The organism is Anabaena lutea FACHB-196 (assembly GCF_014698305.1).
Classification (GTDB): Bacteria; Cyanobacteriota; Cyanobacteriia; order Cyanobacteriales; family Nostocaceae; genus Anabaena; species Anabaena lutea.
This window is the reverse complement of sequence record NZ_JACJST010000003.1, coordinates 76,126-96,872: the sequence shown is the minus strand read 5'-3', so window position 1 is coordinate 96,872 and position 20,747 is coordinate 76,126. Positions and strand designations below refer to the sequence as shown.

The window sequence follows — 20,747 nt, the reverse complement described above, 5'->3', positions numbered from 1 at the left end:
TGATAACACTATATATAAAATAGTCACAAAGATAGCACAATATAAACATTGGGTAAAGTTTTTGGTTTCATAGACTTGTTAAATTGCCAGTTTGGTTCAGCAGAAGTAATTATCCAGTAAAAAGGGACTTCGTATTGGTTAACTGTTTCTGTAAGACTGCACTAGTAAAGCAGGGCAAAATTAAAAATTAAAAATTAAAAATTAAAAAAGCAGGCTGTACTAGCTTTTTATATATTTTTAATGGTTGGTTGACTTACGCCGTTGTGTACCAGTGAAAATTAACCATTTCTGCTTTGTGCATTTGATTCAGAAACTGTCCTCAATAAAAATCCAACTTAAAAGCAATGAATAATTGCCTCAATTTCACAGTAGCTATTCCCACCTACAACGGTGAACATCGTTTACCTGAGCTACTAGAACGTCTGCAAAATCAACTGCAAACTGAGCATATATCTTGGGAAATAATTGTTGTTGATAACAACAGCACAGATAACACAGCTGAAGTTGTCCGAACTTATCAAAGAAATTGGCAATGTCCCTATCCTTTAAAATACTGCTTTGAACCAAAACAAGGTGCAGCATACGCTAGAAACAAAGCAATAGCAGTAGCGCACAGTCAACTAATTGGTTTTCTAGATGATGACAATTACCCGAACTCAAATTGGGTTGAAGCAGCTTATAATTTTGCTCAACAACATCCCCAAGCTGGGGCCTATGGTAGCCAAATTCATCCTGACTGGGAAGTAGAACCACCCGCGAATTTTCAAAGAATTGCCCCATTTTTAGCAATTACAGAGCGAGGAAATTTACCTCTACTGTATGAAGCCAGAAAAAAATTACTACCACCTTCTGCTGGACTGGTTGTCCGCAAACAAGCTTGGATAGATAACGTACCCACTGACCCTATTTTAACTGGTAGAGTCAAGGGAAATATGCTGACTGGTGAAGATTTAGAAATGCTCTCTCATATTCAAAAAGCTGGATGGGAAATTTGGTACAATCCGGAAATGGAGATTGATCATAAAATCCCAACTTCACGGTTACAAAAAGAGTATCTAATCTCATTTTTCAGAGGTATTGGACTTAGCCGTTATGTGACTCGCATGGTAAATATAAAACCTTGGTTGAGACCAGTTTTTACTTTACTTTACATGATAAATGATCTTCGTAAGATTTGTTTGCACTGGATAAAATATCGAACCAAATTAAAAAATGATTTAGTAGCTGCTTGTGAATTACAACTATTTATAAGTAGCTTAATTAGCCCCTTTTATCTGTTGATAAATGGCTATTTAAAACATCCTCTAATCCCGTTTCATCTTAAGGTTGTTAAAAATACACAGATAATCTCTACGCGAATATTCAAAACTATTCCCAGATGAACGCATATATAAAAATATATTTAGCGAAGCATAAACAAGCTTTAAATAACAACTATAATAGCGGTTTTACTTTGCTAGAAATGATGCCAGTGATTTTAATAATTGGCGTATTATCTGCAATAGTAGCACCAGGTTGGTTGAGTTTTGTGAACAATCGCCGTCTGAACATTGCTCAAAATGTCGTATACAATGCAATGCGCCAAGCTCAAAGTGAAGCCAAAAAAGAAAAATTGACTTGGCAAGCTAGTTTTAGGGAACAAAATGGTACAGTTCAATGGGCTGTTCACCCTGCTAATGTAAATCCATTAAATGCTAACTGGAATAGCTTAGATTCTAATCTCCGCTTAGATGATGAAACAACTCTACAACTGTCTAATGGTGTTCGACAAATCCAATTTGATTACCTGGGTAGTGTGAGAAAACCACCATTAGGAAGAATTACGCTGTCTAATAAGTCTGGTGGAAAAGCAAAACGATGTGTGTTTGTTTCTACTATTTTAGGAGCTATGCGAACTGCAAAAGAACAAGATAAAGCCAACCCAAGTGGTGATTTTTGCTATTAGAATAGGACTTACGCACTGTACAAATTAATCATAATATGCTCTTACCAAAATAACTTATTTGAGATTTTAATTAGGGCTGGCTGTTCGCGGAGCGTGCCGGGCAGGCATATAAAGCTAAAACCGTTTATTAATAAGGGTTTCGCGGATTTTTATCACAAACAAAAAAGTGCAAGGTTTTGGCAAATGGAGTCTCAAAACAGTTGCATTTTTCCTTGTCGGATCTGGGAAATTGAGGATATCCAGATAGCTGAAACTGTTCCCTGCCTAAATAGGTAAATATGGCTACGCCTCCCGTAAGGGATACACAAATCAAATCGGATTGGCATAGACATGAAATCACTAGTAAACGCTAAACAACACCTGATTATTTTTACCCGCTATCCAGAACCTGGGACGACAAAAACAAGACTAATACCTGCTTTGGGTAGTGTTGGTGCGGCTAATCTGCAAAAGCAGATGACCGAACATACAATTTTTCATGTGCAGGAATTGCAAAAAGTAGCTGCGGTATCTGCACAAGTACAGTTTGCGGGGGGTCATTTGCAACTTATGCAAGATTGGCTGGGTTTGGATTTGGTTTACCAGACTCAAGGTGAAGGAGATTTAGGTCAGCGTTTAGTGCGATCGCTTGCGGATGCTTTTCACAACAGTGCAGAATATGTAATTATCATTGGCACTGACTGTCCTGGGGTGAATTCGCAAATTTTAGCAACCGCATTTGAGCAACTACAAATTTTTGATCTTGTGCTTGGCCCTGCAATTGATGGTGGATATTACTTAATTGGTTTGCGGCGAGTCATCCCCGAATTATTTTCTCACATCGCCTGGGGAACGGCTCAAGTATACCAACAGACTCTAGAAATCGCTTTCAAGCTAAACTTATCATTTTTTCACTTACCTACCTTGGCTGATGTTGACCGTCCAGAAGATTTAGCCATTTGGGAACAAACCCTGACGGGTGATGTCAAACCACAAGACAGTATAATTTAGGAGTACCGAGTACCGAGTACCGAGTACTGAGTAACCCCATAACTAAAGTTAGGGGATTGAAACGCGGACATGATATCACTCATTACTCTCATTACTCGTTACTCAGCACTATTTCGGTAAGTCTGTGTAAATATTTATTATTCTTTCTTCACATCCTTTCGTCTTTTTACTCTGAATATACTTAGAAATATAGCAAATTAAGTCACTCAGTATTAAATATCAATAACATAAACTACAGTTAGGATTATGGTATAGGTTAAAACCAAAAGTCTGGCAAGATATAATCAAGCAAGGCTTTCCATAGGTAGTTGGATACTCATAGAAAAAGGATAGTTAAGCCTACAGAGAGTATCAATCTGATGGGCTTTCTGCTCCAAGAGTTGTAACTTTATAGATAGCAAACAGTTTTATTCACAACGAATTTACAAAAATATGGTTAACCGTGTTGCTGCATCAAATACTTCACTCACACTTAAGGTGGTGGGAATAGTTTGTATTTTGTCTTTTTTCATTGATTTCGTGATTCTTTTATTGGGTTTTAGTCCCACCAATAAACAATCACAAATTTCCTTGACCACAGCCCTAGTTGACCGAGGAATTGTTCCCTTAGTAGGCTTAGGGGTTCTATTGGCTGGATATTGGATAGATGAAGTGGGAAGTGACCGCCCCCAAGGTATTGATTTAAGATTTCCCGCCCTAATCATCTCCAGCATATTAGGTTTGATGTTCTTACTAATTTTTCCCCTGCACCTTAACAATGTGCGCCAAGCCAGCAGCCAAACAGTAACTCAAATTTCCCAAGAAGCCCAGCAAGCTGAAAATCAACTGGACAACCAGCTATCCCAAATCCAAGAACAACTGAACAATGCTCAGGCCAAAGCTCAGTTAGAACAAGCGCGAACCCAACTTAAAACTCAGATTACTGAACTACTCAAAGACGAGCAGAAATATAAACAAGCACTTGCTAACCCTCAACTTCCCGCAGACCAAAAAGATTTACTTCAGAAAGCTAAAGCAAATCCCCAAGAGCTTGACAAATTGATTGCTCAACGAACAGATCCTCAAGAACTTGCTAATCAAAGACGTAGCCAAATTCGCCAACGCAAAGAAGAAGTAGAAAAACAAGCTAAAGACAATGCGTGGAAGTCTGGACTCAGGATTGGTTTCAGCAGCTTGCTATTGTCCATTGGTTATATCATCATCGGTTGGACGGGATTAAGGGGTATGGGTTCTTTACAAGGTGCAAAACGTAAGGCTCCAGCGCGTTAATCTACTGGGCGTTAAGTAAATAAATTGCCCTCTGACTATAAGTCAGGGGCTATAAACACCAAGTCCGCCCAGGCGGACTAATACATATATCCTCAGAAAACAAGCTTTGCTTGTGCAACTAAGTTATGGCAGGGAACAGGGAATAGGGAACAGGGAAAGAATATAGCAATTTCATTCCTGTTCAAAAATGTCTAAGTAATTCTGGTTAAGTACTTAATGCACTTAAATAGGGAAAGAATACAGCAATTTCATTCCTGTTCAAAAATGTCTAAGTAATTCTGGTTAAGTACTTAATGCACTTAAATAAAGCTACAAATGAATCTCCGCGTCCCCGTGTCCCCGCGTCTCACCGTCCTCCCTTCTCCGCGTCTCACCGTCCCCTCGTCTCTTTGTGACCGAGCGCGGCTGATTATGAATCACTTCAAATCGCTAAAACACCGGAAATGTTCTCAATTTACATACTCACATATAACGAAGAATTAGATATTGCTGCTTGTATTGAGTCAGCACTGCTATCCGATGACATCATTGTTGTAGACTCTTGTAGTAGCGATCGCACTATAGAAATTGCCAGTTGTTATCCTATTCGAGTCGTCCAACATCCTTTTGAAAGCCACGGGAAACAACGCACCTGGATGCTAGAATCTGTCCTCCCCAAACACGAATGGGTGTACATTCTCGAAGCCGACGAACGCATGACACCAGAACTTTTTGCTGAATGCGTCGCTGCTACTCAAAATCCCGACTACATCGCCTACTACGTTGCGGAAAGAGTGATGTTTATGAATCGTTGGATTCGCTACAGCACCCAATATCCCCGTTACCAATTGCGCCTTTTTCGCCACGGGAAAGTCTGGTTTACAGACTATGGTCATACGGAACGGGAAGTGTGTAATGGTGCAACGAGCTTTTTAAAACAAACCTATCCTCATTACACTTCTAGCAAAGGTTTGAGCCGCTGGTTAGAAAAGCACAACCGTTATTCTACAGATGAAGCTAAAGAAACTTTGTATCAATTGCAAAATGGAGAAGTTAACTGGCGAGATTTATTTTTTGGCAAATCAGAAGTTGAAAGACGACGCGCCCTCAAAGATTTATCGTTGCGTATCCCAGCTAGACCAATAATCCGCTTTGTGTATATGTATTTTTTCTTGGGTGGCTGCTTAGACGGACACCCTGGTTTAGCTTGGTGTACTTTGCAAGCATTCTATGAATACCTAATTTTGCTCAAAGTTTGGGAAATGAAATATCTACCCACACCCAGCCTAGTCAATGACGAAGCTAAAAAGGACAGTTAAATTAATTTTCTTAACAAAACTTAATTTTAAAAATTTGCACTTGGGAAGGTGTGACTTATTCATCAGTCACTAGATATCTTCAGCCTATCCATTGCTGTTTGCTGTCTATAATTATGAGCATCTAGTGATATGGCGCGCTAGGATTAGTATTATCTAAGAAACTTGCAACAATCATTTACAAGTATTACAAAGAAAAGTAACACTAGTGAAAAACTCACCACTGATGCTTTCCTTTGGAAGACAGGTTGAATATTCTATGTGAAGTAGTCCCGACAGCTTTTTTGGATCGGATAGTCAGCTTTGTAGTCCGCCAGTCGGGGTTAGAGTTGACGCAATAGAAGCATGAGACAAATGTTCAAGCTTTTAGGGACTATGAGTACCAATCACAAAAATTTTAATAGCCTAAAAAAAGGAGAACAGGGGCTTGGTAATTGAACGCCTGAAACAGGACTTAAAAAATGACCTGATTGCTGGTTTGTTGGTGGTGATTCCCCTAGCAACTACCATCTGGCTGACTATTACTATTGCCAGTTGGGTAGTTAACTTCCTCACCCAAATCCCCAAACAGCTGAATCCCTTTGATGGTTTACATCCTATATTAGTCAATGTACTGAATTTAGTAGTTGGACTGGCTGTCCCACTACTGAGTATCCTGATCATTGGCTTGATGGCTCGAAATATAGCTGGTAAATGGTTGCTAGACTTTGGTGAGCGTTTATTGCAAGCGATTCCCTTAGCCGGTCAGGTATACAAAACCCTAAAGCAACTATTGGAAACAATACTTAAAGATTCCAATGGCAAATTTCGCCGTGTGGTTTTATTAGAATATCCCAGACGAGGAATTTGGGCGATCGCATTTGTCACTGGTGTAATTAGTAATGATATCCAAGCTCAGATGTCTACCCCCATGTTGAGCGTTTTTGTTCCCACCACCCCCAACCCTACCACTGGATGGTATGCCGTAGTCCCAGAAGACGAAGTAGTCAACCTTTCACTATCTGTGGAAGATGCTTTTAAAATAGTAGTCTCTGGTGGGATTGTTTCCGCCAATACACCCCTACCACCCTTAATTTTACCAAAACCAGTATCACCCATAGAAACCCAAAATCATGTGATTCCTGTGGACAAAGCCTAAAATCAACTACAATCGGCTATCTAAAATTCCTAGTCAAATTCAGTAAATTATGATTTGACGGTGCAAAACTTGATATGATTATGAGTTTGCTCCTTTTAGTTAATCACTCTCACCATTATGCAACCTCGTAAACCTCAGCAAATAGCCCGGGAATTGGCGTTGTTAAGCCTCAGCCAGTTGCCAGTTAACCCCAAAAAATTAGATAAGCTACCAGATGAACAATTAGTAGCTAAATTAGTACTCGGCGCAGTACGCACACTGACGACAGAAGTGCAAGATACTCTCAACAATGCAGCCGGCGAACTCCAACGCAGCAACGATCGCCTTTTAACTAGCCAAACTAGGGCTTCAGACCTAAATACAGCTAGAACCATGCTCCAAGAAGCGATCACTTACACCCAAACAGCCATTAATCAATTGGGTACAGCCATTGATTTCCCTGAATTAATTCAATTAGCAAATCAAGACAAAGACGTTCGTAATTACGCCAAACAAATTATCATCACCGTCTACGAAAACCGGAATCTCATCGATACACTTGTTTCTGAAGCCTTAGTAGATTGGCAAGTCAGCCGCCTCGCGCAAATTGACCGCGATATCTTGCAAATAGCTGTGGCAGAAATGAAGTTGATGGGAGTTCCCGCCAGTATTGCCATCAACGAAGCTGTAGAATTAGCCAAGCGCTACAGTGGAGATGAAGGACATCGTTTTATTAATGGTGTGCTGCGCCGAGTCACAGAACATAAACAGACGGCATAAGGTGTAGTCCTCACTTCACCAGTTTCATGTAAGGGTTCCAAGTGAGCTTGTCCTAAGTTGACAAGTTAATAGACAAACCTGTACAAATACATACAAAACCCCAAGTGTTTGACGTATAAATGGAATGATCTGGCTAAAAATTTAGGCAAAATGTGTCAGAATTAAATCATAAAATACAGTGTTGAGGTCGAGCAATGCTTTTATCCATTAAAACAAAACTCAAGTTAAATAAAACCCAAGAAATATTAATGGCTAAACACGCTGGAATAGCAAGGTTTACATATAATTGGGGTTTAGCAACTTGGGCTTCTTTGTATAAAGATGGATTAAAGCCACATAAATATCTTCTCAAGAAATTCTTCAATAATCATGTAAAACCTGAATTAACATGGATTAAAGAAAAAGGTATTTGCCAGAAAATCACTCAATATGCTTTTGATAGTTTAGGTGAATCTTTCCAGAGATTCTTTAAAGGGCAGTCCAAATATCCTAACTTCAAAAAGAAGGGTAAAAATGATAGTTTTACAATTGATGCAGGTGGTAAACCAATTCCTGTAGGTGGTACATTAATAAAACTACCGACAATTGGATGGGTGAAAACCTATGAGGGATTACCTCATACCACTTGCAAAAGTATGACTATTTCCAGGACTGCTGATAGTTGGTATATATCTTTTTCCTATGAAAAAGAATGTCAGCCAACTATAAAAAAACATGATGCTGTTGGTGTTGATTTAGGAGTAAAAGAACTAGCTACTCTTAGCACCGGTGTCACCTTCCCTAATCCTAAACACTACAAACAGAACTTAGCTAAACTGCAAAGATTATCTAAAATCTACTGTAGAAAAGCTAAAAGTTCAAATAATAAGCACAAAGCCAAAATTAAACTAGCTAGACATCATGCAAAAATAGCCAACCTGAGAAAAGATACTCTCCAGAAAATCACTACTTACTTATGCAAAAACCACGCGAGGATAGTAGTAGAAGATTTGAATATTTCGGGAATGTTGTCAAACCATAAATTATCCCAAGCAATAGCTGATTGCGGGTTTTATGAGTTTAAACGTCAGCTAGAATATAAAGCTAAAAAGTTTGGTAGTGAAATTATAATTGCTGATAGATTTTATCCATCAAGTAAAACCTGTTCTCGCTGTGGACATAAGAAAGAACATCTTTCTTTGGGACAAAGAATTTATCACTGCGAGAACTGTGGTTTTGAGATGGATAGGGATCTCAATGCAGCAGTTAATTTATCGCGTTTGGCTAAAGCGTGTAAGTCTACTGAGGGATAACCGCTCCCATGCTCCCGTTGAAGTAGAAAGTAAAGTCTAGCTTTGTCTAGGATTTATATAGCAGGATAACCCGCTTTCTTGGCAGGAAAAGGTGGAAAATAATTCGTAATTCGTAATTCGTAATAGTGTCTACGGTCCCGCTAGGGATACGTAATGAGGTTTTGTTTTGCAAAGGGGATTTAGACCCCGACACAAAACTTGCTGCCTGTAGAGGCAGGGGAATTAAACCCCCAGAATTGGTTAAACTAAGAACTAATAACTGATAATTTCATAATTTACTAAATAATATAGTACTGCTGCAATGGTTTTTAATTGGTTCCGCCGTCAACATAACGATACTCCCGATACCCCCGAACAACAGCCACAGGGGGAAACTCAGCCTACAGAAGAAACACAACCAGAACCATCCGCAGCAGCTACGCCAGACACGGCGGACTTGTTAGCGTTTGCTAAAGCCGCATACAAAAATATTCAGCAAAAACAACAATCTCAGATAGAAGAAACAACAGAAACCCCAGCAGAGGAAGTCAGCCCATCAACCGCAGCTGAAGAGATATCTGTGACTGAAGAATCAATCCCAGTCGCGGCAATTACAGAAACAACAGAAACTCCAGCAGAGGAAGTCAGCCCATCAACCGCAGCTGAAGAGATATCTGTGATTGAAGAATCAGCCCCAGTCGCGGCAATTGTAGAAACAACAGAAATTTCCAGCCCAGAAGCCACAGTCAGCGAGGCACAACAACCAGCTACCTTATCCTTTTTAGAACGGGCAGCAGCGGAAAGACAAGCCAAGCAGGAAAGATTAATAGCCAACGCGATTGAAGTTGAAGAACCAGCAATCACACCAACGTCAGCATCAACCACACCAGAAATAGAAGCAGAAATTCCCGAACTAGAATTTGATGATGGGTTTGTCTGGTCAGTTGAAGTTTTAGCAGCCCAAGGTAGACGGGCAGAAGATGTTTCTATAGAAGAAATTACCTGGCTGAAAAAGCTACGCCAAAGTTTAGATAAAACCAGGCGGAATATCCTTAACCAACTCAAGTCAATTGTTGGTCAGGGGCCTTTAAATCAAGCGGCTGTGGCAGAAATTGAGGCATTACTTCTGCAAGCAGATGTAGGTGTAGAGGCAACAGATTTTATTATTGATGCTTTACAGAAAAAACTGCGGGATGAAATCACTCCACCAGAACAAGCGATCGCATACTTGAAACAAATCCTCCGGGATATGCTAGATACACCAACTAAAGCATTACCAAAATCTAGCTTTGCCCCAGAAAAAGACAACCTCACCATTTGGTTAATTACAGGGGTAAATGGTGCAGGTAAAACTACCACCATCGGCAAAATTGCCCATTTAGCCCAAAAATCAGGTTATAAATGCTTGATTGGTGCGGCTGACACCTTCCGCGCAGCTGCTGTAGAACAAGTCAAAGTCTGGGGAAGCAGAAGTGGTGTAGAAGTAATTGCCAATCCAGGGAAGAACACAGACCCCGCCGCAGTTGTATTTGATGCGATCGCAGCAGCCCAATCACGGGAAACCGAATTACTGTTAATAGATACCGCTGGGCGACTGCAAAACAAGAAAAACTTAATGGACGAATTGAGTAAAATCCGCAGAATTATTGACAAAAAAGCCCCCAATGCTCATGTAGAATCTCTCTTGGTTCTAGATTCTACCTTAGGACAAAACGGACTCCGGCAAGCTGAAGTCTTTTCCCAAGCTGCCCAACTGAGCGGCGTTGTCTTAACTAAGCTAGATGGTACAGCTAAAGGAGGTGTGGCTCTGGCCGTTGTTAAGCAATTGGGTTTACCGATTCGTTTTATCGGTGCGGGAGAAGGAATTGAAGACCTACGCCCGTTCTCTAGCTATGAATTTGTAGAAGCGTTATTGAATGGCTAGTAGCGTAATTCGTAATAGTGCCTACGGTCCCGCTAGGGATACGTAATTCGTAATAATGCCGACCGCAGGCTACCGCCAACGTAATTCGTAATAGTGCCTACAGTCCCGCTAGGGATACGTAATTCGTAATTACCATTCCGTCAGGGTTTTAGGCATTTTAAATGGGTGGCTTATTTACGCCGTTGTGTACTATTGCCGCTTATCTGGGAAAGCAGGGGGATGGGGTGATTTATTTTTAGCCTTAATAATGGGAAATTTTGGCAATGGCAACGCCTGCATTGCTAAAATAATTGTTTTTTTACAATTAATGGCTAACTTCTGTTAGAATTGCACACTAAAGCTCTATTTTTAAGTTACCTAGTACAACACGGCGTAAGTAAAGCAACCATTAAAAATACTGAAAAAGCCTGTTTAATCTACTTTTTTAATTTTTAATTGTTAATTTTTAATTCCGAGAAAGCGGTACTAGTGGTTTCTTAAATGCATCTATACTGTTGCTTGGCTACCACAGAAGGTATCCTCAAAAAATAAAGTGGGGTAAGTAAGCTAGATTAACACTCTAAACTTTACTCTTTGATTTTGTTTGCCAATTGACTCGCAAATACTTTTTTTGAGCTATTTAGCAATTTAAATTGTCAATGAACTCATCAAGAAACTCACCTAAAATACATCTTGTTCCTTAATCCCTGATTGTCGATAGTTACTCTGTTAGATCAAAAGACCATTTTGCTAACAATAAACTTTTATTTCTCAAGGTATATGAATTACTAGTTTAGTTATGAAAAAATGAAAAGCCGTTTAGCAACCCATCAAAATTACAGTTTGTGACTGTTTTATTTTTGACAAATAAAGAAAGATATTTCTGTAAAATTGTCATAAATTACCAAAAATGTCATAAGCGAATGCCATACTGACAAACATTATTTACTAAGTCTTTCTACTCTTGCTAAAATCAATAATTTTGTCCAATATGATTTAGCAATGCCAAAAACCAAAGATTTATCAGAAATCATAAATCTGCTGATCTAAAAAGCAATAGCATATCTGCCTGTGTCTCAAGTTCCTTCTCACCCAACCGAAAGTAATAGTAGTGCCGCGACAGATGTCACTCCAGTCGTGGCACTGAAAGAACTTGTCGCTAGGTTACACCGAGAACAAAACAAAATTCAAGATTTGCTCAGTTCTTTAGGATTTGCCCTCAGAAGTTTTAATAATCTGAATCAGTTTTTGGAATTGATTCCACTCATGGCCACAAGAGTTACCGACGCAGAAGGTAGCGCTTTATTTCTTTATAAACCTAATGGTCAAATTAGGTTAGAACAACTGCATTGGCAAGATAGTCAGCAACGAAAAAATATTAGAAAAGCCCTGGAAACTGCCAGCAGTCAAATTACACTTTTACCAAATTCGGTGCCGCTAACAGCAACGACAGGGATTTTGGATGACGAGATGCATCGCTATTTGGGGCCAGATGTGCAAATTTTTGGCACAGCTATTTTAGTTAAGCATACAGAAAGGGGATGGCTCTATGTATTGAGTCGTGATCCACAATATAGTTGGACAGAAACTCGACAAAAGTTAGTTAGGTTAGTTGCAGATCAAACAGCCGTAGCAATTGAGAACGATGAACTAGCGGTAGAACTGAGAAAAAAAGAACGTCTAGATCAAGAATTAGAAATTGGGGCAGAAATTCAACGGCGACTTTTACCGCGTCAATGTCCTAATATTCCCGGTGTAGTTTTGGCTGCACGTTGTAAACCGGCTAATCGTGTGGGTGGAGATTATTATGATTTTATTCCCACAAATCACAAACAGTTACAACCACATAAATACATTAGTGCCGAAGAAGCTTGTTGGGGTTTGGTAATTGGGGATGTGATGGGTAAAGGTGTCCCCGCCGGATTGATTATGACGATGATGCGGGGAATGCTACGGGGAGAAGTATTACATGGCAATTCTCCTGCTGGAATTCTCCAAAATTTGAATCGAGTCATGTATGCAGATTTAGAAAATTCCCACCGCTTTATCACGATGTTTTACTCGGAATATAACCCTATAACGCGGGTTTTATCCTACAGTAATGCAGCACATAATCCGCCTTTTTGGTGGCACGCAGCGACGAAAACTGTGAGCAGATTGGATACTATAGGGATGCTGATTGGTTTAGATGCTAATAGCGAATATGAAGATGCCCAAGCGCAGTTAGAGCCAGGAGATACAGTTATTTATTATACAGATGGTTTGACTGATGCGGCAGCGGCTGGGGGCGATCGCTTTGATGAAGAAAATTTTATCACTTCTTTTAACTTCGCTTGCCGTTATTGCAATAGTCCACAGGAAATAGTTGATTATTTGTTTGATAAAGTCGAGGAATTTATCGGGCCAGATAAGCAAAATACTGATGATATGACGTTGGTGGTTTTACAGATTTTGTGATGGGTTAAGGTAAAAATTCGATGTCTAAAATTTGAGTCACCCTTACGGGTATAGGCGGAGCGCACACTTCAAGTCGGGGAACCCGCCCAACGCGCTTGCTCACAGAGAAAGGTAAATCATTAGACATCTTCTAAAAAGTAGAGACGTTCCATGGAACGTCTCTACAAGGGTTTTGGAAAATGCATATTTAAATTCGGTCGATGTCTATTTGGAAAGGTATTTTGGGAGATTCCAGTTTCTTTACTTGCTAGTTTTCTGCCTCTGCGGTATATTCCGTTGCTAAAAAGACATAGTAAGCGTTATTCTACTAATACTGAATTTAAACATATTATTACTTTCTTACATTCTTATGTCCTGTATTGGGATATGAACAACAGTCACTTATTGATAGGACTGATTTTTGCGTAATGAATTATTGTATCAATCCGCGCTGTCCAAAACCTATTGATCCCGCGAATGCAAATAATCCTATTTGTCGTAACTGTGGGTCACAATTACTGCTGCAAAATCGTTATCGGGTACTTAAACAACTAGGAGCAGGTGGTTTTGGTAACACCTTTGAAATTGACGACGGTGGAAAAACCAAAGTTTTAAAAGTGCTGACTGAGAATAACCCTAAAGCTGTGGAACTGTTTCAACAAGAAGCCAAGGTTTTGAGTCAGTTAAATAGTGCAGGTATTCCCAAAGTAGAAGCAGATGGTTATTTTACCGTATTACCTAAAAATAGCTCTTTACCATTGCACTGTTTAGTAATGGAAAAAATTGAAGGGGTAAATTTAGAGCAATGGATGGAATTTGGTAACTATCAAACTATTTCTGAAACTCAAGCTCTCAATTGGTTGAAACAAATAGTAGAAATTCTGGCTTTAGTCCACGCTCAACAATATTTCCATCGTGATATAAAACCTCAGAATATCATGCTGCGACCAAGTGGGCAACTTGTCTTAATTGATTTTGGTGCAGTGAGACAAATCACGACAACAATTTTAGCGGGAAATTCCCATACTAGAATTATTTCTCAAGGTTATTCACCTCCAGAACAACAAAACGGTTATTCAGTACAACAGTCTGATTTTTTTGCATTGGGACGGACTTTTATATTTTTACTGACAGGTAAAGAACCCCAGGATAAAGCTATTTATGATCCTCTGACTAATGAGTTACATTGGCGAAAATATGCAGTTAATATTTCTCCTCGTTTAGCAGATTTAATTGATAATTTAATTGCACCTACTGCAAATCAGCGTCCTGAAAATACAAAAGTTATTTTACAAAGATTGCAGAAAATTGAAAAGACTTTAAATCAACCTCACATTTTAGGAAATACCACCAATATTCAATCAAAAAATAGTTCTTTACCGACGGTTTCTGTTAGTCCAGGTAAATCTATACAAACTGCGGCTAAACCAAGTCAGAAAAATCGCAAAAGGTGGAAATGGTTGATTGGTTTAGGTGTGGGATATTTTGCTATTGCTGCATTGAATCAACCTAATAATAAAAACATAGTTGTAACTGAAGAAAAAATACCTGTTATTAGTCCTAGTATTTCTAATTCATCACCAGTTATCTCCAAGCCAAGTCCTGTAAATGTAATTTCATCTGAAGATTTGCAAGCTGAAAAAGCGAAAAGGGAAGAAATAGAAAAACGTGAAGCTGCTTTAAAAGCTGAACGAGAGAGAAAAGAAGCTATAGAGAAACAAAGGAAATTAGAATTAGCAGCTAAGGCTGAACAAGAAATACTAGAGGCTATTAGGAAAGAAAAAGCAGCTACAGAAGCACAGGAAAAGCTAGAAGCTGTGATTAGAGAAAGGGAAAATCAGGCTGCAATATTGGCACAACAGAAAGAACAAGCTGCACTGCGAGAGAAACAACTACAGGCAGAAATGCAAGCTAAAAAGGCTAAACAAGCTTTGCGAAGAAAACCACCAAAAACAATTTTGTTCACTCCAAAGAAACGACAATTACCAACTAAACCACAAAAAGCGAGGAAAAAACAGGAAAATACACCACGTTCAGATGATAATGTAGTTGATGCTACTAAACCTTGGAAAAATACACATCCCATTCCTAAAGCTTCCGATGAATTAGAACAGGTAATCAAAGAGGGAAATCAATAATGAAATTCACAGTTAAAGGTTTAATTGCTTTATTTGTAACTAGCTCGGCTTTGTTTTTAACGCCAATGAGAAGTGATGCTCAGGTTAATATGAAGACACTAGCTGAGGTAGCTAAAAGTTGTCATAAAGATGTTCCTTCTAAAGAATACTATCAACAAATGCTATTGAATTTTAATAGCGATTTAAACGAATGTATCAGATCTCGATATCATTACTCCTTGATTTTGGATGAATTTCCTGAACTCGCTTCAACAGGAGAAATATTACCAGGGTATCCTGGTTCTGTAGCTGTCGGACAAATAGCAAGCATCTTTCATTCTGATGGGAGGTGGCATTTGTTAGACTGTATTATTGCTAACGATACCTCTAGTGATGCATGCTGGCAGAGCAAGAAAAAAATTTCTGAAGGCGGGGAATATAGATATCATTTTAGAGCTAATACGAATCGGATATCATACTACCTACCATACATTTGCCCTTCTTGTGTTGTAGCTCATGACGAAGTATCAGGTTCAGGAGAAGTAATTTTAAAAGCTTTTATGGAATGGTTTATGAAACTTGATAAATCACAAAGAAGAGAAGTAATTTCTCTTTTAGGAGATGATGATAAAGCTCGTCAATTAAGAGAATTAATAAATGACGAATCTGAAGCAGCAGTAAAAGAATATCGGGAAGCACGCGCAAGAGTTCAGCAACAGGAACAGGAGCGACGGAGAAGAGAATTACTTGGTAATTAGGTTTTTGTAATTTAGTAGGTTGGGTTGACGCAAGGAAACCCAACAATAATCAATAACAGCGTAACGTAGAATTAATGATAATAAATAATTAAAAGTAATGATTGTTTCCTTTAGTTGTAAAGAAACCGAAAAAATATGGCAGGGGGTAAGTTCAAGAAAATTACCAGTAGACATCCAAGAACGAGCATTACGCAAATTGCGACAACTCGAAGCAGCAGCTAATTTAGATGACTTGCGTATCCCGCCTGGAAATCACTTAGAAGCCCTTTCTGGAGATAGAATAGGAGAATACAGTATCCGGATTACAAAGCAATGGCGGATCTGTTTCATTTGGGAAAATGGAAATGCTTATAATGTAGAAATAGTGGATTACCATTAGGAGAAAATGTCATGGAAAACAACTTACTACATAATCCCCATCCTGGTGAAATTTTAAAATATGAATTTTTAGAAGAATTAGACATCAGCGAAAATACTTTAGCTGTTAATTTAGGTTTAACTTATCCTACTATTCAAGGAATTATTACAGGTAAACTTAAAATGACAGCAGATATAGATTTGCGCCTTTGTCGCTATTTTAGACTTTCAGATGGTTATTTCTTAAGATTGCAAAATGCTTATGAAATAATGGAAGCAAAAAGAAATTTAGGAGAAATTTTAAATCAAATTATTCCTTATTCTTTACTAACGACAGATTAACACAAATAAGTTGCATTTTTCAATTTTATCGAACGCAAAAAATTAGGCTATATCATGAATTCACCTTATATAGTGCTAAAAGGTAGTAGAGATAAAGAAATATTGAAATAGATTAAAAATATCAAAATAAGTTATACTACTTATAGTATGACCTTGGGTGATATATGGCTAAAATCTCAATTTCATTGCCAGATGAACTACTAAATTACATTGATCAAAAAGTTGAAAACCGTAGTGCGCTGATTGAAAGTCTCTTGAAACAATGGCAAGAAAAACAACAAGATGAAGCACTAGCGGCAGCTTGCGCTTTGGTTGATGAATTAGAATTAGGTTGGGAAAGTGAATGGCAAAATATAGCGATTACCGAATGGGAAGCATCTGGATAGTAACCTTTGATCCATCTGTCGGTACAGAAATTCAAAAAACTCGTCCAGCACTCATAATTTCTGGGACTTTGTTTAACAACCAACGCAGCAAAGTCACAGTTTTACCTTTTACTTCCGCAAAACCTAATAATCTTCGTATTTCACCTGCGGTAGTTGAAGTAACTTCATCAGCACAAAATGGACTTTCTGTAGATAGTCTTTTAATATGCGTTGAACCAATGACATTTGACAAAATTCGTTTAACTCAACAATTAGGTGAATTAGAAGCAGAATTATTAGAACAGGCGCAAAATATTCTGCGGCGATACCTGAGTTTAAACTGTTCCTAATCTAAAGCGTAACCTTTATGGGAAAATGGGATGGTGCAATAACCCTTGCCTTCTATTGCTTCGAGCCTAAAGGAATTTTGATAAATGTGGAAAAAAATTGCGTTAATTTTGTTATTAGTGTTTAGCTTCAGTCTCAGTAACACTGATGTAGCTTCTGCTGCTGGACTCAAAAGCTTTGTAGATAGTGCTGATGGTTATCAGTTCTTATATCCTAATGGGTGGTTGCAAGTTAAAGTTGCCAACGGTCCCGATGTAGTTTTTCATGATTTAATTGAAGTCTCAGAAAATGTCTCTGTGGTAATTAGTCCTGTTCCTGATGGAAAAACTTTATCAGAATTGGGGACACCTACAGAAGTTGGATATAGGTTAGGTAAAGCTGCTCTTGCTCCTCCAGATTCCGGCCGTTCCGCAGAATTAGTCAATGCGGTGCAAAAAGAATCTGACGGTAAAATATACTACTTTTTAGAGTATGAGGTTCAACTTCCTAATCAGCAAAAACGACACAATATCTCTAGTGTAGCTGTGAGTCGTGGCAAGCTTTTTACCTTTAATGCCTCAGTTCCTGAACAGCGGTGGAAAAGACTGCAACGCATGATTGATGAAGTTGTCAGTTCTTTTACGGTGTATTAATTAATGAGGTGACTGGGAAGAGAAATTTTAGATTTTAGATTTTAGATTTTAGATTGAAATTAATTAAATACAATTTAAAATCCAAAATCCAAAATCCAAAATTGAATAGCAAATTGCCCATTATCATCTATATTCGTGACTATGACTATTCCTCAATTTGTACTTGCATCTGCTTCTCCAGCGCGTCGTCGTTTACTGCAAACTGTGGGGATTGAACCGATAGTTTGTCCTAGTGATTTTGATGAGTCGCAAATTCAACATCGTGATCCTGCACAATTAGTGCAAACACTGGCTCAGTGTAAAGCAGAAACTGTAATATCTCAGTTTCCATCAGCCTTGATTATGGGTTGTGATTCAGTTTTAGCAATGAATGGGGAGATTTATGGCAAGCCTGGAGATGCAGAGGAAGCGATCGCTCGTTGGCAAAGAATGCAAGGTAACTTTGGTGACTTGTATACTGGTCATATTTTAATTGACACAACCAAAAATCAGAGTGTTGTCAAGTGTCAAGTGACGAGAGTATACTTTGCTCAGATGAGCGATCGCGCAATTCTTGCCTATGTGGCTACAGGTGAACCTCTCAAATGTGCTGGAGCCTTTGCTATTGAAGGATTTGGTAGTTTGTTTGTAGAAAAAATCGAGGGTTGTCACAGCAATGTAATTGGGCTGAGTTTACCTCTGTTACGCCACATGATCACCGAATTGGGTTATGAGGTGACTGATTTCTGGCAATAAGTTAGGTTTCATATCTTCAACATAAAAATCACTTGTATACTTCACTCAGATAAAATGTGCTGTAAATAATGGATAAACAGCGTCTAAAAAAACTCTTAATAGGTGATTTAAGCTGGAAAAGAATGTTTAAATCATTACTTTTTATCTATATATTTTTTGCTGGATATGTTTATTTTCGTGCAGATAGTATGATTTTCTTACCGCAACCATCTAGCTATAAAGATACTCAGAAAATTATCAAAATCACCAGTGCAGAAAATACGCAAATTTCATGCATTTATTTACAAAATCCACAAGCTAAATACACAGTTCTTTATGCTCATGGTAATGCCGAAGATTTAGGAGATATTCAGGAAATATTACAAAAAATACGCGATTTGGGTTTCAATATTTTTGCTTATGACTATCGTGGATATGGTACGAGTCAGGGAAAACCTACAGAAAATCATGCTTATCAAGATATTGATGCTGCTTATAATTATTTGACTCAAGATTTAAAAATTCCACCGCAGCAGATTATCGTTTTTGGACGTTCAGTTGGAGGTGGTTCAGCGGTAGATTTAGCAGCACGAAAACCTGTTGCAGGATTAATTCTTGAAAGTACATTTACTACAGCTTTTCGAGTAGTTGTACCTTTGCCAATTTTGCCTTTTGATAAATTTAGAAATATCGATAAAATCAAAAAAGTAGAAAGTCCGGTATTAGTGATGCATGGTAAGTTGGATAATGTGATTCCTTTTACTCATGGACAAAAATTGTTTGCGTCTGTAACCTCACCCAAACTTTCTTTGTGGGTGGAAACAGCAAATCATAATGATGTTTACTCGGTTGCAGGAGAAAAGTATGGAAAGACTTTGCGCGACTTTGCTGATTTAGTCTCAAAAAACCAGAATTCACCCAAAGTGATAAATTGAAGCTAAAGACATTCAGATTTTAAAAGATAATAATACCACCTAATTCTTCCATCATTTGTTCTAGTAATTCCTCCATCATTTCCTGCTTTGAGGAACGCAAACTTGGAGGCCCATCGAGAAATTCTTTAATAGTAATTTTCTGTTCTCTAAATCCCTTAACAAAATCACGAATATCAGCAACAATACTAATCTGAGATTCTAGGGTTTTTACCATTAAATCAATAGAATTAATCCCTTGTTTAGCAGCTTTGCGAGCATCTGAAACCATTGCTCCTTCAGGAGTATTTTTAGCTAAACGTAGTTCCTGTTTTAATTTTTCATATTGATTTTTAAGAATTTCATTTTGTTGCTCTAAATTCCTGCACCTGCGCGTCAAATCATCCTCACTATTGCTATCAATAGATTCACCTAACTGGTGCTGACGTTCAATTTCTAAAAGTCGTGCTAAATCTCCTTCTTGGTAAGCTTTATTAATTTCCTTCATGATTTCTGTGTGTGACATTTGCGTTTCGCTATCTTTTACCTTATCTGGGTGAAAGATTTCCGCTAACTTCAGAAATGTCTGCCGAACTTTTTTGGATTCTTCGGTTCTGCTTGCAGAACTAGATTCTACTTCCTGTTGTGATTCCCAATATTGACGGCGGTTTTGATTAGTTTCATCGTTGTCCATTTCTTCTGAATTTTCAAACAGTTCATCTAATTCTTCATCATCATCTTCATCAACAGATTTGGGACTAATTATTCCTGTCATCTGGAGATTAAGGTAAAGTTGTTTGATATGTTTTTCTGTTTGTTTACCAAATTTTCTCGTAGTCAAAATCTCATTAAACAGCGCATGAATTTCTTGATCAAGTTCCGCCATTTTCTTGAAACTGGGAGTGGCTTGATGAAATATCTCTGTGGCTAAAGAGCGCATTCTTTCCACAAAATTATTTAGTTCTGTCCGCTTTTTTTTAATCTGTTTCAATATTGATTGGTGTTCTTTTTCTAAACTCTCTAAATAGATATGCAATTCAGAGAGTGCCAGTGGTACTGCTGGGGTAGCTGGGGATGCAGACTTAGTTTTTCGAGGCATAAAAAAAGTAGGTAAGTTTCAGGGTTAACAGATAAATTAAGTAAACTTTAGAAATTAGTATGATTTGATTAAGCGATGAGGATACGACATCTATAATA

19 protein-coding genes and 1 pseudogene are annotated in these 20,747 nt (G+C 38.3%); 19 read left to right on the top strand and 1 reads right to left on the bottom strand.

The annotated features are described in order from the left end of the window. The first annotated feature begins 344 nt into the window (after nucleotides 1–344). The 19 genes and pseudogenes from hpsE to H6G59_RS04805 all read left to right on the top strand — a co-directional run bounded on the left by hpsE (nucleotide 345) and on the right by H6G59_RS04805 (nucleotide 19,574). On the top strand, nucleotides 345–1,382 hold the full coding sequence (gene hpsE, locus H6G59_RS04895) for a hormogonium polysaccharide biosynthesis glycosyltransferase HpsE (RefSeq protein WP_190712019.1): 1,038 nt from the start codon (nucleotides 345–347) through the stop codon (nucleotides 1,380–1,382). Beyond that, nucleotides 1,379–1,945 carry a pilus assembly FimT family protein gene (locus H6G59_RS04890; RefSeq protein WP_190712018.1) on the top strand — a complete coding sequence of 189 codons (567 nt, stop codon included), beginning with the start codon at nucleotides 1,379–1,381 and terminating at the stop codon, nucleotides 1,943–1,945. Before hpsE ends, H6G59_RS04890 begins: the two co-directional genes overlap by 4 nt. Nucleotides 1,946–2,275: 330 nt before the next feature. Then, nucleotides 2,276–2,935 (top strand): TIGR04282 family arsenosugar biosynthesis glycosyltransferase, encoded by a 660-nt coding sequence (locus H6G59_RS04885; protein WP_190712017.1) that lies wholly within the window; start codon nucleotides 2,276–2,278, stop codon nucleotides 2,933–2,935. A gap of 432 nt (nucleotides 2,936–3,367) precedes the next feature. Further along, entirely contained in the window at nucleotides 3,368–4,204 is an 837-nt protein-coding gene (gene hpsJ-B, locus H6G59_RS04880) for a hormogonium polysaccharide biosynthesis protein HpsJ (RefSeq protein ID WP_190712016.1), read from the top strand. 443 nt (nucleotides 4,205–4,647) lie between these two features. Further along, complete coding sequence (locus tag H6G59_RS04875; protein ID WP_190712015.1) at nucleotides 4,648–5,502, top strand: glycosyltransferase family 2 protein; 855 nt, start codon at nucleotides 4,648–4,650, stop codon at nucleotides 5,500–5,502. A 372-nt stretch (nucleotides 5,503–5,874) separates the two neighbouring features. Beyond that, nucleotides 5,875–6,637 (top strand): annotated as a pseudogene (locus H6G59_RS04870) (DUF502 domain-containing protein). A gap of 117 nt (nucleotides 6,638–6,754) precedes the next feature. Next, complete coding sequence (nusB, locus tag H6G59_RS04865; RefSeq protein WP_127055973.1) at nucleotides 6,755–7,396, top strand: transcription antitermination factor NusB; 642 nt, start codon at nucleotides 6,755–6,757, stop codon at nucleotides 7,394–7,396. Nucleotides 7,397–7,590: 194 nt separating this feature from the next. Beyond that, complete coding sequence (locus H6G59_RS04860; protein WP_190712013.1) at nucleotides 7,591–8,688, top strand: RNA-guided endonuclease InsQ/TnpB family protein; 1,098 nt, start codon at nucleotides 7,591–7,593, stop codon at nucleotides 8,686–8,688. A gap of 301 nt (nucleotides 8,689–8,989) precedes the next feature. After that, the gene (gene ftsY, locus H6G59_RS04855; protein ID WP_190712012.1) at nucleotides 8,990–10,591 is read left to right on the top strand and encodes a signal recognition particle-docking protein FtsY; all 1,602 of its coding nucleotides are present in this window, start codon (nucleotides 8,990–8,992) and stop codon (nucleotides 10,589–10,591) included. A gap of 1,044 nt (nucleotides 10,592–11,635) precedes the next feature. Further along, nucleotides 11,636–13,027, top strand: coding sequence for a PP2C family protein-serine/threonine phosphatase (locus H6G59_RS04850; RefSeq protein WP_190712295.1), 1,392 nt, complete (start codon nucleotides 11,636–11,638; stop codon nucleotides 13,025–13,027). A 407-nt stretch (nucleotides 13,028–13,434) separates the two neighbouring features. Next, the gene (locus H6G59_RS04845) at nucleotides 13,435–15,144 is read left to right on the top strand and encodes a protein kinase domain-containing protein (protein ID WP_190712011.1); all 1,710 of its coding nucleotides are present in this window, start codon (nucleotides 13,435–13,437) and stop codon (nucleotides 15,142–15,144) included. Further along, entirely contained in the window at nucleotides 15,144–15,881 is a 738-nt protein-coding gene (locus tag H6G59_RS04840; protein WP_190712010.1) for a hypothetical protein, read from the top strand. The genes H6G59_RS04845 and H6G59_RS04840 overlap by 1 nt, the downstream gene beginning before the upstream one ends. Before the next feature lie 97 nt (nucleotides 15,882–15,978). Beyond that, on the top strand, nucleotides 15,979–16,260 hold the full coding sequence (locus H6G59_RS04835) for a type II toxin-antitoxin system RelE/ParE family toxin (protein WP_190712009.1): 282 nt from the start codon (nucleotides 15,979–15,981) through the stop codon (nucleotides 16,258–16,260). Nucleotides 16,261–16,271: 11 nt separating this feature from the next. Then, on the top strand, nucleotides 16,272–16,580 hold the full coding sequence (locus H6G59_RS04830) for a HigA family addiction module antitoxin (RefSeq protein WP_190712008.1): 309 nt from the start codon (nucleotides 16,272–16,274) through the stop codon (nucleotides 16,578–16,580). Nucleotides 16,581–16,744: 164 nt separating this feature from the next. Further along, nucleotides 16,745–16,966, top strand: coding sequence for a ribbon-helix-helix domain-containing protein (locus H6G59_RS04825; protein ID WP_190712007.1), 222 nt, complete (start codon nucleotides 16,745–16,747; stop codon nucleotides 16,964–16,966). Next, nucleotides 16,924–17,295 carry a type II toxin-antitoxin system PemK/MazF family toxin gene (locus H6G59_RS04820; RefSeq protein WP_242038787.1) on the top strand — a complete coding sequence of 124 codons (372 nt, stop codon included), beginning with the start codon at nucleotides 16,924–16,926 and terminating at the stop codon, nucleotides 17,293–17,295. Before H6G59_RS04825 ends, H6G59_RS04820 begins: the two co-directional genes overlap by 43 nt. An 84-nt stretch (nucleotides 17,296–17,379) precedes the next feature. Continuing rightward, the gene (psbP, locus tag H6G59_RS04815) at nucleotides 17,380–17,925 is read left to right on the top strand and encodes a photosystem II reaction center PsbP (RefSeq protein WP_190712006.1); all 546 of its coding nucleotides are present in this window, start codon (nucleotides 17,380–17,382) and stop codon (nucleotides 17,923–17,925) included. A gap of 141 nt (nucleotides 17,926–18,066) precedes the next feature. Next, nucleotides 18,067–18,660: a Maf family protein gene (locus H6G59_RS04810; protein ID WP_190712005.1), complete on the top strand. Its 594-nt coding sequence runs from the start codon at nucleotides 18,067–18,069 to the stop codon at nucleotides 18,658–18,660. A gap of 68 nt (nucleotides 18,661–18,728) precedes the next feature. Beyond that, on the top strand, nucleotides 18,729–19,574 hold the full coding sequence (locus H6G59_RS04805; protein WP_190712004.1) for an alpha/beta hydrolase: 846 nt from the start codon (nucleotides 18,729–18,731) through the stop codon (nucleotides 19,572–19,574). A gap of 19 nt (nucleotides 19,575–19,593) precedes the next feature. Here H6G59_RS04805 and H6G59_RS04800 read toward each other — a convergent pair whose 3' ends face one another. Beyond that, nucleotides 19,594–20,649, bottom strand: a complete 1,056-nt coding sequence (locus tag H6G59_RS04800; RefSeq protein WP_190712003.1) for a J domain-containing protein — start codon at nucleotides 20,647–20,649, stop codon at nucleotides 19,594–19,596. Between the last annotated feature and the right edge of the window lie 98 nt (nucleotides 20,650–20,747).

Coding starts and splice junctions, on each gene's coding strand:
- H6G59_RS04840 (WP_190712010.1), top strand. CDS start 15,144: ATGAAATTCACAGTTAAAGGTTTAATTGCTTTATTTGTAACTAGCTCG.
- H6G59_RS04830 (WP_190712008.1), top strand. CDS start 16,272: ATGGAAAACAACTTACTACATAATCCCCATCCTGGTGAAATTTTAAAA.
- H6G59_RS04845 (WP_190712011.1), top strand. CDS start 13,435: ATGAATTATTGTATCAATCCGCGCTGTCCAAAACCTATTGATCCCGCG.
- hpsJ-B (WP_190712016.1), top strand. CDS start 3,368: ATGGTTAACCGTGTTGCTGCATCAAATACTTCACTCACACTTAAGGTG.
- ftsY (WP_190712012.1), top strand. CDS start 8,990: ATGGTTTTTAATTGGTTCCGCCGTCAACATAACGATACTCCCGATACC.
- H6G59_RS04800 (WP_190712003.1), bottom strand. CDS start 20,649: ATGCCTCGAAAAACTAAGTCTGCATCCCCAGCTACCCCAGCAGTACCA.
- nusB (WP_127055973.1), top strand. CDS start 6,755: ATGCAACCTCGTAAACCTCAGCAAATAGCCCGGGAATTGGCGTTGTTA.
- H6G59_RS04805 (WP_190712004.1), top strand. CDS start 18,729: ATGGATAAACAGCGTCTAAAAAAACTCTTAATAGGTGATTTAAGCTGG.
- psbP (WP_190712006.1), top strand. CDS start 17,380: ATGTGGAAAAAAATTGCGTTAATTTTGTTATTAGTGTTTAGCTTCAGT.
- hpsE (WP_190712019.1), top strand. CDS start 345: ATGAATAATTGCCTCAATTTCACAGTAGCTATTCCCACCTACAACGGT.
- H6G59_RS04890 (WP_190712018.1), top strand. CDS start 1,379: ATGAACGCATATATAAAAATATATTTAGCGAAGCATAAACAAGCTTTA.
- H6G59_RS04825 (WP_190712007.1), top strand. CDS start 16,745: ATGGCTAAAATCTCAATTTCATTGCCAGATGAACTACTAAATTACATT.
- H6G59_RS04810 (WP_190712005.1), top strand. CDS start 18,067: ATGACTATTCCTCAATTTGTACTTGCATCTGCTTCTCCAGCGCGTCGT.
- H6G59_RS04820 (WP_242038787.1), top strand. CDS start 16,924: ATGGCAAAATATAGCGATTACCGAATGGGAAGCATCTGGATAGTAACC.
- H6G59_RS04875 (WP_190712015.1), top strand. CDS start 4,648: ATGTTCTCAATTTACATACTCACATATAACGAAGAATTAGATATTGCT.
- H6G59_RS04835 (WP_190712009.1), top strand. CDS start 15,979: ATGATTGTTTCCTTTAGTTGTAAAGAAACCGAAAAAATATGGCAGGGG.
- H6G59_RS04860 (WP_190712013.1), top strand. CDS start 7,591: ATGCTTTTATCCATTAAAACAAAACTCAAGTTAAATAAAACCCAAGAA.
- H6G59_RS04885 (WP_190712017.1), top strand. CDS start 2,276: ATGAAATCACTAGTAAACGCTAAACAACACCTGATTATTTTTACCCGC.